11 protein-coding genes and 1 tRNA gene are annotated in these 13,431 nt (G+C 69.0%); 3 read left to right on the top strand and 9 right to left on the bottom strand.

Going from position 1 to position 13,431, the window contains the following annotated elements:
- Window positions 1–366: 366 nt before the first annotated feature.
- Complete coding sequence (gene crgA / locus HMPREF3121_RS02690; protein ID WP_035121598.1) at window positions 367–636, bottom strand: cell division protein CrgA; 270 nt, start codon at window positions 634–636, stop codon at window positions 367–369.
- A 193-nt stretch (window positions 637–829) separates the two neighbouring features.
- Here crgA and HMPREF3121_RS02695 point away from each other — a divergent pair, with 193 nt between their 5' ends.
- Window positions 830–1,495: an aminodeoxychorismate/anthranilate synthase component II gene (locus HMPREF3121_RS02695; protein WP_070519639.1), complete on the top strand. Its 666-nt coding sequence runs from the start codon at window positions 830–832 to the stop codon at window positions 1,493–1,495.
- Window positions 1,496–1,508: 13 nt separating this feature from the next.
- On the opposite strand, the gene pknB is transcribed toward HMPREF3121_RS02695, so the two are convergent.
- From pknB to HMPREF3121_RS02730, 7 genes are all read right to left on the bottom strand, one after another.
- Window positions 1,509–3,551 carry a Stk1 family PASTA domain-containing Ser/Thr kinase gene (pknB, locus tag HMPREF3121_RS02700; RefSeq protein WP_070519641.1) on the bottom strand — a complete coding sequence of 681 codons (2,043 nt, stop codon included), beginning with the start codon at window positions 3,549–3,551 and terminating at the stop codon, window positions 1,509–1,511.
- A 69-nt stretch (window positions 3,552–3,620) separates the two neighbouring features.
- Window positions 3,621–5,099, bottom strand: a complete 1,479-nt coding sequence (locus HMPREF3121_RS02705; protein ID WP_371327310.1) for a serine/threonine-protein kinase — start codon at window positions 5,097–5,099, stop codon at window positions 3,621–3,623.
- A gap of 83 nt (window positions 5,100–5,182) precedes the next feature.
- Window positions 5,183–6,616 (bottom strand): penicillin-binding transpeptidase domain-containing protein, encoded by a 1,434-nt coding sequence (locus HMPREF3121_RS02710; RefSeq protein ID WP_070519645.1) that lies wholly within the window; start codon window positions 6,614–6,616, stop codon window positions 5,183–5,185.
- Window positions 6,613–7,968 carry an FtsW/RodA/SpoVE family cell cycle protein gene (locus HMPREF3121_RS02715; protein ID WP_070519647.1) on the bottom strand — a complete coding sequence of 452 codons (1,356 nt, stop codon included), beginning with the start codon at window positions 7,966–7,968 and terminating at the stop codon, window positions 6,613–6,615. Before HMPREF3121_RS02715 ends, HMPREF3121_RS02710 begins: the two co-directional genes overlap by 4 nt.
- Window positions 7,965–9,398 (bottom strand): PP2C family protein-serine/threonine phosphatase, encoded by a 1,434-nt coding sequence (locus HMPREF3121_RS02720; protein ID WP_070519649.1) that lies wholly within the window; start codon window positions 9,396–9,398, stop codon window positions 7,965–7,967. Before HMPREF3121_RS02720 ends, HMPREF3121_RS02715 begins: the two co-directional genes overlap by 4 nt.
- The gene (locus HMPREF3121_RS02725; protein ID WP_070519651.1) at window positions 9,395–9,859 is read right to left on the bottom strand and encodes an FHA domain-containing protein FhaB/FipA; all 465 of its coding nucleotides are present in this window, start codon (window positions 9,857–9,859) and stop codon (window positions 9,395–9,397) included. Before HMPREF3121_RS02725 ends, HMPREF3121_RS02720 begins: the two co-directional genes overlap by 4 nt.
- Window positions 9,860–9,949: 90 nt before the next feature.
- Entirely contained in the window at window positions 9,950–11,158 is a 1,209-nt protein-coding gene (locus HMPREF3121_RS02730) for a DUF3662 and FHA domain-containing protein (RefSeq protein ID WP_070519652.1), read from the bottom strand.
- A 388-nt stretch (window positions 11,159–11,546) separates the two neighbouring features.
- On the opposite strand from HMPREF3121_RS02730, the gene HMPREF3121_RS02735 reads away from it, so the two are divergent.
- Window positions 11,547–11,632, top strand: a tRNA-Leu gene (locus HMPREF3121_RS02735).
- A gap of 62 nt (window positions 11,633–11,694) precedes the next feature.
- On the opposite strand, the gene HMPREF3121_RS02740 is transcribed toward HMPREF3121_RS02735, so the two are convergent.
- Entirely contained in the window at window positions 11,695–12,288 is a 594-nt protein-coding gene (locus tag HMPREF3121_RS02740; protein WP_141742940.1) for a hypothetical protein, read from the bottom strand.
- Window positions 12,289–12,523: 235 nt separating this feature from the next.
- Here HMPREF3121_RS02740 and HMPREF3121_RS02745 point away from each other — a divergent pair, with 235 nt between their 5' ends.
- Complete coding sequence (locus HMPREF3121_RS02745; protein ID WP_070519655.1) at window positions 12,524–13,429, top strand: phytoene/squalene synthase family protein; 906 nt, start codon at window positions 12,524–12,526, stop codon at window positions 13,427–13,429.
- The last annotated feature ends 2 nt before the right edge of the window (window positions 13,430–13,431 follow it).

The following is a 13,431-nucleotide window of genomic DNA, read 5'->3' on the forward strand; positions in this document are numbered from 1 at the left end:
CTGCAGGGTATGTGGCGTTATTGTGCACAGAGTTATCCACAGCCTGTGGAGGATGTGGACAGTTGTTTCGGCTCATCCGCGGGTCCCGTTACGGATGCGGCCATGAAAACCATCCACAGCTTTCCACAGCCGGCGATCCACATTCATCCACAAATTACACCGTTGATACACACCTTTCCGTGGATGAATTCCGCAGCAGCCCCCGACCCCTGGAACGGAGAATTCTGCGATACGATGCCCGAACCGGGGGTAGATCGCCGTCGTAAAGCGCCCCCGAACTCGCGCATGAAAAAGCCCCGCGCACGAAGCGCGGGGCATTGGCCCAACGGAGGCCCCACCGGGCCCGCCGGGGTCAGCGGGAAGGCGTCAGCGCCAACCCATGGTCATCAACAGACCGAGGACGAACATGCCGAAACCGATGACGTAATTCCAGGCGTTGAGTTCAACCATGAACGGAATCGACGGGCCGGCGATGTAATTGACCACCAGCCACAGCAGCCCGATCACCATCAGGCCGAACATGATCACCTTGTACCAGGTGGGGGTCTGGGTGGTGTTGATCTTCACCGGGGTGCGGCTGACCCCGGAGCCCCCGGTCGGCGCGTTGGTCGTGCGATTCACCTTTGCCTTGGGCATCGGATCCCCATTCCATCTCGTTGATCGTGCTCGGTTGATCGTGCTCGGTCGGTCGTGCGCGGTCGGTCGTGCGCAGTCGGTCACGCCCAACCGGTCGTGTGCGGACGGCCCCGGAATGCGGGTACCGGCGCGGTGGCCCGGCAACGGCGCCCGACCATCATCGGCGCCCAATCTACCAGTATGATTCTGGCTCATGCGCATCCTCGTCGTCGACAACTATGACAGCTTCGTCTTCAATCTGGTCCAGTACCTCGGCCAGCTCGGCGAGACGACGACCGTGTGGCGCAACGACGACGACCGCCTCGCCGACCCGGCCGCCGTGGCCCGCGAGTTCGACGCCGTGCTGCTGTCGCCTGGGCCCGGCACCCCCGCCGATGCCGGCCGCACCCCCGACATGGTCCGCGCCTGCGCCGACGCCCGCACCCCGCTGCTCGGCGTGTGCTTGGGCCACCAGGCCATCGGCGAAGTGTTCGGCGCCGACGTCGTCCGCGCCGACGAGCTGCTCCACGGCAAAACCTCGCCCGTCTCCCACGACGGCACCGGCGTGCTGCGCGGCCTGTCCAACCCGTTCATCGCCACGCGTTATCACTCGCTGACCGTCGACGAGTCGACGCTTCCCGACGAGCTCGTCGCCACCGCCCACACCCCCTCCGGCATGCTCATGGCGATGCGGCACCGCGACCTGCCCATCCACGGCGTGCAGTTCCACCCCGAATCCGTGCTCACCCAGTACGGCCACCGGATGCTGGCCAACTGGCTCACCGACGCCGGCGGCAACTACTCCGAGACCCTGCTGACCGCGCTCGAGGACGAGCAGGCCGGTTACCAGCGGGCCTTCGACGACGTCGTCTCCGGCTGACCGGCCGTCGCGGTCACCTGCCGGGGCGGGCGCCGAACGGAACGGGAAGGTCGATGCCGCGGTCGTCCTCGGGCGGATTGCTCACGCCCAGGATGAACACCTCGAGGTCGACGTCGCCGTCCTTGTTCACCACGGCGTCGCGGCCGGGTCGCTGCGACTGGACTCGGTCCACGCGCGTCGGGTCGAGCGTGGTCACCTCGCGTCGGTGGATCGTGCCGGTGAAGCCCGCGTCGCGCAGGGCACGCTCGGCCTCCTCGAACGTGCGGCCCTCGACGTTGGGCATGTGCATCTGGTTGCCGCGGGAGACGACGATCTCCACGGTCGAACCCGCGGGCAGGCGCTCGCCGGCCTGCGGAACCTCCAGAACGCGGCCCTCCGGCTCCGGCGAGTCGACCTCGGTGACGCGCAGGACGAAGTCGGCGGACTCCAGCGTCGCGCGGGCGGCCTCGAGGTTCTGGCCGGTCACGTCGGGCACGGTGCGGGTGGCGGGGCCGGACGACACCGTCAGGTTCACGCGGGTGCCCTTCGACACCTGCGCGCCCGCCGACGGCGACTGGTCGATGATGTGGCCGCGTTCGATGTCGGGCGACGCCTCTTCACGCAGCACCGGGTCGACCTGCAGGCCGGCTTCCTCGAGCAGGCGGCGGGCCTCCTCGGCGGGCTTGTCGCGAACGTCGGGGACGTCCGTGATTTCGCGGCCGGAGGACACCTTCAGCACCACCGTCGAACCTTTCGGCACGCCCGAACCGAATGCCGGGTCGGTGCCGATGACGAAATTGCGGGCGATGTCGGGGTGCGGTTCGTCGCGGCGGTCGACCACGAAACCGGCGTCCTCGAGCATCGCCTGCGCCTGGTCGGCGGGCATGCCCTCGACCTGCGGGATGGCGACGGATTCGGACTGGCCGGAGTCGGTGAACAGGTTGTAGGACACCACGCCCACGCCGCCGAGCAGCAGCGCGGCGATGGCCAGCCACGCGACGACGGCGAGCTTTCCGCCCTTCTTCTTTTCCTCCCCGCGTTCGCGGGGGGCGGGCTCGTCCGCTTGACGACGGGCCGGCGCCGAATCGGAACGGCGTGCGGCGCCGCCTGCGGCCGCAGCGCCTCCGGCCGCGGCACCCGCCGCAGCGGCGGAAGCCCGGCGGGGTCGCTGCTCCGGAGCATCATCGTCGGCTCCGCGGACGTGGTGCACCGCGGCCAACGGAACCTCGCCGCGGCTGATGCGGCGCAGCTCCTCGGCGAAATCGGCCGCGGTGTCGTACCGCTCGGCCGGGTCCTTGGCCATCGCGGTGAGCAAAACGGCGTCCAGGGCGGTGCCCTCTTCGTCGGAAAGCCCCTCCACCAGGGTCGACGGCAACGGGGGATCGTCCTGCACGTGCTGGTAGGCCACCGACAGCGGGGTTTCGCCGGTGAACGGCGGCTGCCCGGTCAGCGCCTCGAACAGCACGCAACCGACGCTGTAAACGTCCGAGCGGGCGTCGGCCGGCTTGCCGCGCGCCTGCTCCGGCGACAGGTACTGCGCCGTGCCGATCACCGCCGCGGTCTGCGTCATCGACGTCGAATCACCCAGCGCGCGGGCGATGCCGAAGTCCATGACCTTCACCGCGCCGGTGTTGGTCAGCATGATGTTCGCCGGCTTGACGTCGCGGTGGATGATGCCCTGCTTGTGAGAGAAATCCAGCGCATCGCAGACGTACGCCAGAATCGACGCCGCACGCGCAGGGTCCATCGGGCCCTCGCGGCGCACGATGTCGCGCAGAGTCTCGCCCTGCACCAACTCCATGACGATGTACGGCACCGTGCCCATCGGACCCTCGGTCTCGCCGGTGTCGAACACCGCAACGATGACCGGGTGGTTGAGGAACGCGGCGTTCTTCGCCTCCCGGCGGAACCGTTCGAGGAAGCTTTCGTCGCGGGCGAGATCGGCTCGCATCATCTTCACCGCGACTTCGCGGCCGAGCAGCGTGTCGTTGGCCGCGTAGACGTCGGACATGCCGCCGACGCCGATGAGACCGCCGAGGCGGTAACGGCCGGAGAGGAGTTCGTCGCCGGTGGTCATCGGTGACTCCCTTCGATCGGTTGCTGCAGTGCCATCGCACATGAGTTGAAAATCATCGTGATCCGCCCATCATCCCGTCAAACCCGGGCGAAGCGGAATCCCCGGCAGACGGGGAGCGCCGTTGAGGTCGGAATCGCCGTCGCCGACGCCTGCACCGCCGCCACCGGTGCCCGAGTCGTTGCCCGCGCCGCCGTTCGAATCGCCGCCGCCGAGACCCGGGAGGTCGCCGAGATCGGGAAGCTCCGGAACGTCGGGAATCTCCGGCGAAATCGTCTCGTTCGTCGTGGGCGGCTGCGACGTGCGCGTCTCGGTCGGTTCGTCCTCGGTGGTGCCCGTCGGGGTCGTCCACTCCTCCGTCGCAGTCTCCGTGGTCGTCTCCGTGCTCGTTTCGGTCTCGCCCGTGCCGCGCTCGGACAGTTGGCCCATCAGAATCCACACCGCACCGGCCAGCACCGCGAGCAGCAGAATCAGCGTCAGCCACAGGCCGGCGTTGCTCTTCTTGCGCTGCGGCGGACGCTGCGGGCGCTGCGCCGGTCGAGGGGAACGCGGGGCCGGACCGGTTGTGGGGCGGGAGGCGGTGTGCCCCGATGCGCCCGTCGCCCCGACCGCACGGGTCTCCGGCGGTCGGCGCAGACCCGGCTCGGTGAGGGCACCGAGCTCACTCGTCGCCGGATGCGCCGCATCGGACTGGCGGTGCACCCGCGGCTGCACCCCGGCCGGCTGCGGCGGACGGTGACCCTGCCGCACCCGAGCCACCGCCTGCGCCAACTCGCGGCCGTCGGCGTAGCGGCGCGCCGGATCCTTGCGCAGCATGATGCCGATGAGCTCGCGGACGTGGGGATGCACCGACGACGGCAGCGGCGGCGGTGGCTCGTTGATGTGCGCGACGGCCACGGCGACGGTGGTGTCGCCCAGGAACGGACGACGACCCGCGACCATCTCGTACGCCACGCACCCCAGCGAATAAACGTCGGTCGCCGGAGTGACCCGCTTGCCCTGGGCCTGCTCCGGCGACACGTACTGGGCGGTGCCCACCACCATGCCGGTGCGCGTCAGGGGCACGGCCTCCGCCGCTTTCGCGATGCCGAAGTCGGTGATCTTCACGGTGCCCTCCGGGGTCACCAGAAGATTGCCCGGCTTGATGTCCCGGTGAATGAGGCTGCCGGCGTGAATCGCCGACAGGCCATGCGCCGTCTGTTCGATGACGTCCAGCGCAAGATGCTCGGGCAGCGTGCGGCGACGACGCAGAACGTCGGCAAGCGACTCGCCCCGGATGTACTCCATGACGATGTAGCAGGGGCCGTCGGCCCCGCGGCCCGGTTCCTCGTGGGAATAGATGGCCACGACGTTCGGGCTGTCGACGCTGCGCGCCGCCGACGCCTCATTGCGGAACCGCTGGCGGAACTCGTCGTCGTCGCCCAACTCGCGGTTGAGGATCTTGATGGCCACCTGCCGCCCGCCGGCCGACACGTCGTCGGCGAGCCAGACCGTGGACATGCCGCCGCGGCCCAACACCGTGCGGACCCGATACCGGGAAGAACCGAGCATCTCCTGCACGGCGGCCGCCTCGGAATCGAGGGGACCGCCGGCCGAAGAATGTCCGCCGTTGGGAGTGGTGCCGGAACTCATGCTCAACGCACCGCCCTCTCCACGGCCGCGATGATCTCCCGGCCGACCGGAGCCGCGACGGAACCGCCCGTCGCCCCCTGGCCCTGGCCGCCGCCGGACTCGACGACCACGGCGACCGCCACGTCCGAATCCGGGGCGAAGGCGATGTACCACACGTGCGGCGCCAACACGCCGCGCTCCGAGCCATGCTCCGCGGTGCCCGTCTTCGAGGCGATGGCCGACCCGTTGCCGCCGGAGTTGTTCTCCGACCCGCGCATCAGATCCGTCAGAATCGCCGCGGTGTCGGGGTGGATGGCCTCGTTGACCTCCTTGGGCTCGATGGTCTTCAGCGGCGACAGGTCCTGGCCCTGGATCGACTTCACCAGGTGCGGCTCCATGCGCTTGCCGCCGTTGGCGATGGTCGCCGCGATGATCGCGTTCTGCAGCGGCGTGAAGGACACGTCGCGCTGGCCGATGGCCGTCTGGCCCAGGGCCGCATCATCCGGGATCTCGCCGATGGTCGACGACTCCTGGGGGACGCCCAACCCGTCGAACTCCTCGCCGACGCCCATGCGGTCGGCGACGTCGCGCAGCGAATCCGCGCCGTTGTCGATCGCCAGCTCCGCGAACGCCGTGTTGCAGGAGCGGGCGAACGCCGTCCGCAGCGTGGTGGTGCCGCCGCACGACTGGCCGCCGTAATTCTCCAGCGTCGTGTTCGTGCCCGGCAGCGTGATCTCCGAGGCGCCGGTGACCGTGGTCTCCGGGCTCGCGCCGTTTTCAACGGCCGCGATGGTGGTCAGCACCTTGAACGTCGAACCCGGCGGCAGCGGACGCTGCGTCGCGTGGTTGAGCAGCGGGGCGTCCTCGTCGGCGTTGAGGCGGGCCCACGCGTCGGCGTCGTTGGCCGCGATGTCGTTCGGGTCGTACGACGGAGTCGACGCCATGGCCAGGATCTCGCCCGTCGACGGGCGGATGGCCACCGCCGACCCGACGTAGCCGTTGTCGGCCAACGCGCGGTACGCGGTTTCCTGCGCCTCCGGCAGCAGCGTCAGCTCCAGGTTCGCGCCTCCGCTCGCGCGGCCGGTGATGGTGTCGATGGCACGCGACGCGAACAGCGACGGGTCGGAACCGTTGAGGATGTCGTTTTGCGAACGCTCCAGGCCGGTCGACCCGTAGATGTCGGACAGGTAACCCTCGACCGGGGCGTACGCCTCCGGGTTGGCCTCGTAGCGGCGGGAGTAGAAGCCGTCGTCGCCCAGTTCCGAGCGGGCGAGGATCTCGCCGCCCGCGCTGATTTGACCGCGATGGCGGGACTTCTCCTCCAGGAACTGACGGGAGTTGCGGGGGTTTTCGGCGTACTGCTCCGTGCGGAACGCCTGCACCCACGTGAGGTTGGCCAGCAGCAGCACGATGAGCACCATCGTGAAGAGCATGACCTGGCGGATCGACTTGTTCATCGCGCCCCCACCTCCGCGGCCGGCTCCGGCGTCGGGGCGAAGGCGCCCCACGGGCGGCGGGCCGAGTCCGAGATGCGCAGCACGATGGCCAGCAGGATGTAGTTGGCCAGCAGCGACGAACCACCCGCCGACATGAACGGGGTGGTCAAGCCGGTCAGCGGCATCATCTTGGAAATGCCGGCGACGACGACGAACACCTGGATGGCGAGGGTCAGCGACAGACCGGAGGCCAGCAACTTGCCGAAGGAATCGCGCACCTGCATCGCCGCGTTCATGCCGCGGGCGACGAGGATGGCGAACAGCAGGATGATGGCGGACAGGCCGACGAAGCCGAGCTCTTCGCCGAAGGCGGCGAGGATGAAGTCGGAGTGGGCGACCGGCACCTTCTCGGGGTAGCCGTTGCCCAGGCCGGTGCCGGTGACGCCGCCCCAGCTCATGCCGAACAGCGCCTCCGACAGCTGGTAGCCGCCGGTGTCGTAGTGGGCGATGGGGTCGATGAAGTGATTCACGCGATCCTGGATCTTCGTCGACACCTGGTACACGCCGAAGCCGCCGATGGCGACGAGGATCAGGCCGATGACCAACCAGGATCCGCGCGCGGTGGCGATGTACAGCATGCCCAGCACCGTGCCGAACAGCAGCAGCGCGGGACCGAAGTCGTTCTGCAGCGCCATGATCACCAGGGCGATGCCCCAGACGACGAGGATCGGGCCGAGGTCGCGCAGGCGAGGGAAATCGAGCCCGAGGACGCGCTTGCCGGCGACGTTGAACAGCGAGCGCTTGTTCACCAGCAGCTGCGCGAAGAAGATCAGCAGCAGCACCTTGGCGAACTCGCCGGGCTGCACGGAAAACGGGCCGATGGAGATCCAGATGCGGGCGTCGGAGTTGATCGACGACGGCCACACCAGCGGCAGGGCCAGGAGGATCAGGCCGCAGAGCCCGAGGATGTAGGAGTACCGCGACAGCGACCGGTGGTCGCGCAGCAGCACCATGACGGCGACGAACATGCCGACGCCGAGCACCGTCCACATGACCTGGTTGCGCACCAGGCCGGTGCCGTTGGCCATGTCGAGACGGTGGATCATCACCAGGCCCAGGCCGTTGAGCGCCGCGACGACGGGCAGCATCACCTGGTCGGACCAGGGCGCGAAAATGCGCAGCACCACGTGCGCGACGCCGAAGACGAGGACGAAGCCGCCGACGATCCAGAGCATTTCGACGGTGGCGGTGTTGCCTTGGCCGAGCTCGGTGGATACCAGCGCCAGCAGGGTCACCGCACCGGCGAGAAGAAGCATCATCAGCTCACGGCTGCGCCCCGGGCGGGCGGGGGATTCGGTTCGGGAATCGGTCATCGCTGCACCTCCCGGCAGTTGACGCCCGGTTCGGAGCCGGTGCCCGGATCTTCCCCGTCGGCGCCGTCGGCGTTGTCGGCGTTGTCGCCCTCCGGCGCCTCGGCGCCGGGCGCGCCGGGCGTGGTGGTCCCGTCCGCCGGGTCGGCCTCGTCGCCGGGAGCGACGGTCAGGCAGACCGGCAGCGCCTGTTCGGCGAGGCGGCCGACCTGGCCGCGGATCTCGTCATAGGAGTCGGCCGGCAAACCGTCGAGCTGCGACCGTGCGGACGGGGAGAGGTCCTCGGGCGTCATCAGGTGGCAGTCGAGGTCGCCGCGGTCCGATTCGGGGTCGGGCAGCGTCACGGCGTTGTCGTCGGACAGGCAGATGTACTGGTGGTGGGAATGCAGGGAGAAGCCGAGCACGCTGCCCGGGACGCCGTGCATCACCTGGATCACCCCGTCTTCGACGGCGAGGTGGTACATCGAATTGTTCTTGCGCCACCCCCACAGGCCCACGGCGGCGGACGCCACCAGGGCTAGAACGACGAACGTCGCCACCAGCCAGCGGCCGCGCTGCTTCGGCGGGTCATCGACCGGGTCGGTGGTCACGGCGCGTTCCTGTTCGGCGGGCGGGCGCATCGCGGCGGCTCGCCCCGCCGAGGTGTTGGGCCGCGGCGCCTCGGAGTCGATCGCACCCAGGGCCCCGGCCAGCGCCGGCTCGTTCGGGGTGTCGGCGGAGGCGGCGACGACGTCGGCGATGACGATGGTGACGTTGTCCGGGCCACCCGACCGCAGGGCCAGCTCGATGAGCCGGTTGGCGGCCTCCTTCGGCGTGCCCTCGGCCAGCGCCTCCGCGATGGTTTCGCGGGAGACGGGGTCCGACAGGCCATCGGAGCACAGCAGGTACCGGTCGCCGCGGCGCACCTCGCGGTACTTCAGGGTCGGCTCCACCGGACGGCCCGTCAGCGCCTTGAGGATCAGCGACCGCTGCGGGTGCATCGACGCTTCCTCGGCGGTCAGCGACCCCTCGTCGACGAGCGACTGGACGTAGGTGTCGTCGCGTGTGATCTGGGTCAGTTCACCGTCGCGCAGGAGGTACCCGCGGGAATCGCCCACGTGGCACAGTCCCACGCGTTCGCCGTCGAAAAGCAAGGCGGTCAGCGTGGTGCCCATGCCCTCGGTCGCCGGGTTGGCGTCGATCTCCTCCGCGATGGAGGAGTTGCCCTCTGCGCACGCCAGCGCGAGGGCATCGAGCAGGTCGGCGTCGGGCTGGTCGGCGTCGAGCTTGGACACCTGGGCGATCATCAGCTGCGAGGCGACCTCGCCGGCGGCGTGTCCGCCCATGCCGTCGGCCAACGCCAGCAGGCGGGGGCCCGCGTAGGCCGAGTCCTCGTTGTTCTGCCGGACCAGACCGCGGTCGGAAATGGCGACGTAATCGAGCGAATAATTCACGGCTGCAACCTCAAAGTCGTTCGGCCGATGCGGATCTCCATCCCGGGCTGGAGCTTTTCGGGCTGTTCCACGCGCTGGCCGTTGAGGAACGTGCCGTTGCGGGAATCCAGGTCCTCGAGGTACCAATCTCCGTCGCGGGGGATGAGGCGCGCGTGGTGCGACGAGGCGTAATCATCGTTGAGGACGAAGGCGGAGTCATCGGCGCGGCCGATGGTGATTTCCCGCTGGTTGGCCAGGTTCATGCGCGAACCGGCCAGCGGGCCGGCGGTCACCAGCAGCTGGTGGGGCGTCTGGGAGCGGTGGAACGGCCGGCTGCGCATCGGCGGCGCGGCGGCGCGCACCGGTCGCAGGCCCGACGCGGCGTTGGCGTCGGCGCGCAGGGCGCGCAGGGTCATCCAGATGAAGAACCACAGCACGACCAGCACGGCGATGCGGGACAGTAGGAAGACGATCGCCTCCACGTACTTACCTCCTTGTCGCGGCGCCTGTTCGGCGCCGGTTTCCCGGCCGGTGGGTGGATGCCCTCCCGGTGTCCGGGCCGGTGGGCCCGGTTAACGGATACGGACTTCGATGACGGAATGGCCCATCGAGATCACGTCGCCGTCGGCGAGCAGCCAGTTGTCGATCGGTGAATCGTTGACCATCGTGCCATTGGTCGAGTGCAGGTCCACCAGGACGGCGTCGCGGCCGTCCCAGGTGATCTCCGCGTGCTGCCGGGATACGCCGGTGTCGGGCAGGCGGAAGTCGGAGATGGTGCCGCGGCCGATGATGTTCGATCCGGGCTTGACCTCGAAGGTGCGGTTGGATCCGTCCTGCAGCAGCAGGGTCACGGTGAGCTGCTCCTGTTCCGGCGAGGCGGGACCCGGCGGGACCTGGACGGGTTGGTCGTAGGGGGAGTGGGCGTTGCTTTGCGACGCCCCGACGTCGGCACGGGAGTCGGCCGCACGGTCGTCGGCGTAGTCCCGGTCGGCGTATCCGGAGTCGCGGTAATCGTCGGGGGCACCGGGGTTTCCGTACATGCCCGGCTGGCCGGAATCGACCTGCCCGGAGCCGAACTTCCCGGGTGCGGGCCGAGCGTCGTCGTCGGGGGCGCGGTAGCGGGATTCGGTTTCGCCCGCGGCGCCTGCGGCGGCGGCTCCGCCCACGGCACCGGCGGCCCCTGCGGCACCCGCGGCTCCCGACGCACCGGCGTCGAATCCGCCGCCGAACCGGTGTTCACCGTCCTCGTTGCCGTATTCGCCACCGCCGAACCGGTTCGACGGTTCCTGCGGCGCGGAGGGCGAAGAGGTGGTGCGGGGGTCGTCGTCACGCGAAGAAGGCACTGCATCCGGCGTGACCGGCTGTCCGTCGCCGCCGATGAAGCCGGACTCGTCGCGGTAGCCCTCCGTGAACTGGCTGGCCGTCTTCAACTGGCCCGTGTGCAGCGAATCGACCTGCTGCACGCGCACCGTCACCGAGCCGGACATCGCCCACCCGTTGTTGCGGCAGTACCGGGCCATCCGGTCGGCCAACTCCGACGGCAGGTCGGGGCCGCCCGCCGACAGGTTGGCGAAATCCTTCGCGCTGACGCCGATGCGGAAGTCGTTCGGAGCCAGATAACGGCCGTCGGCGTCCTGCATCAGGAAATCCTCGATCTCCTGCTTCAGGCACTCCTCCAGCTCATTGGGCACGACCTTGCCGCCGAAAACGCGGGCGAAGCTGTTGTCCAGCCCGCGCTGCAGCGAGCTGTCGAGCTTCCTGATGCGTCCCAGAAAATCCATCTGCGGGTCGTTTCGCCTTCCCCCGGCCAGCCGGGGGCGGGCGCGGGCTATCGGGTGCGGACGCCGCCGGCCGTGACCGCCGTGACGGTTGCGACCGCGACGCCCGCGCGTGCGTATGTGCGAGCACCAGTATAGGGGCGGGGCAGCCCGAGAGAACGGTCGTTTGCTACCACTCGACCTGGGTCGGATGGGGATGCGGGGGCTGCTCACGTGCTTTTTCGGCGTGGGCGGGGCACGCTTCCGGGGGTTGGCGCGCGGCGGATTCGGGTGGGTGCGGGCGTGCTTCACGACGTGACGGTCGTATCGGTTCAGTGGCCCGAAAACAGCGTTTGGCCTGCGGGTTTGGTGTCGGTGGGAGTGCTGGTGTTATTGTATTCCTCGTTGCCACGGGCGAGTGGCGGAATGGCAGACGCGCTGGCTTCAGGTGCCAGTGTCCTTCGGGACGTGGGGGTTCAAGTCCCCCTTCGCCCACCACGGGAAAACCCCGGATTCGAAAGAATCCGGGGTTTTTCGCCGTTTCGGGGCGTTCTTGGGTTCTAGCGGTCGTGGCGGGAAACCGCCGCCGTGCGCCCCAGCGCCCGGGTGAACAGCACGCCGTAGCCGAGGGTGATCGCGGCCATCCCGAGCCCGACCAGCGCGTGGACGATGTCGGCGGGGCGGTCGCCGTTGATCATCAGCATGCCGATGGCGCCGACGGTCATGCCGAGCACGGCCATGACCACGTGCACTCCGCCGCGGGTGGCGGGGCTGAGCTGGAAGACGAGGAAATGCGCGCCGACGATGAGCGCGATAGTGGGCTGGATCAGATCCGGGTTCGCGGAGCCCAGCCAGCGCATGGCGGCGAAGATCGCGATGACTTCCACGATGATGGCCGCCACCGTGATCCGCGATGCCCCACGCTGCTTTGGGCGGCGTTGTGCGTCGTCAAGCACTGCTTCTTCCTTGCTTTGCGACGACCCGCCCCGCCCGCGGCGGCCCCGCAGGAGGGAGACGACGGCGACAACCGCAGCGGCGAGGGCGAAGGCGATGCCGGCGATGCTCAGCACCGGATTGGGCGATGGCCAGGCCCAACTCGACCACAGCACCGTGAAGACGGCCATGATGAGCGTGCCGATGCGAAGCATTCGCATGCCAACACTTTAGGGGAAACGACGTTCAGTGTCGTTGGTGCCATCGTCGGTGCCGTCGCCGGGGCCGACCAGGCGGGCGGCGTCCATGACACCGATTAAACACTGGTCATCGCGGTGAGGCGCCGATGTTGTACGGGGTGCGGTCCGGGCTAGTCTCGGAAGGGAACGCCGCCGGAACGAGAGGGCGGCGCAGGAGTGATCGCGGTGAAGAACCGGTCGTGAGAAGGGAAGTGCGGTGAAGGGCAAGCGCGGCGACGTCGGCAAGCGCTTCATTCCGACGTACGACCGGATGACGCGCAAGGCGACCTCGACGGTCATCGACACGTATTCGTCGTCGTTTTCCCTGGCCACCCGACTGCTGGGCAAGCGCGAACGGCAGGACATCCGCAACTTGTACGCCATGGTGCGCATCGCCGACGAGATCGTCGACGGCACTGCGGCGGAAGCCGGTTGCACCGACGAGCAGGTTCGCGAGCTGCTCGACCACTACGAGGAGATGGTGCTCGGCGCGCCCGCCATGCCGTTCCACCCCGATCCGGTGCTCCACGCCTACGCGGACACGGTGCGGCGCTGCGGCATCGAAGACGAGCACGTCCGCGCCTTCTTCCGATCGATGCGCCGCGATCTGACCGAGACGACGTACGACCACGACGCGCTCGACGAATACGTCTACGGGTCCGCCGAGGTCATCGGTCTGATGTGTCTGTCCATTTTCCTCGCCGACCACCCCGTCGACGACGCCGACCGGGAAACGATGGTCGCCGGGGCCCGCAGTCTCGGGGCGGCGTTCCAGAAGATCAACTTCCTCCGCGACCTCGCCGAGGACACCGGAGAGCTGGGCCGGACGTACTTCGACGAGCTCGACGGCCATGCGCTCACGGAGCCGATCAAGAACAAGCTCCTCGACGACATCGACGCCAACGTCGCCGACGCGCGCGTGGCCATCCCGTTGCTGCCGGGCGCCGCGCGTGGTGCGGTGCTGGCGGCGACGAACCTGTTCACAGAGTTGTCGAAGAAGCTTCGCGAGACCCCGGCGGAGCGGATCGCCGTCACCCGCATCCGCGTCGGTTCCCCGAAGAAGGCGTTGATCGCCGGGCGTGCGGCCGTCACCGCCGCGCGGACGGGCCGCGCCGGATTCTGACG

The organism is Corynebacterium sp. HMSC11E11, assembly GCF_001807025.1.
Classification (GTDB): Bacteria; Actinomycetota; Actinomycetes; order Mycobacteriales; family Mycobacteriaceae; genus Corynebacterium; species Corynebacterium freneyi.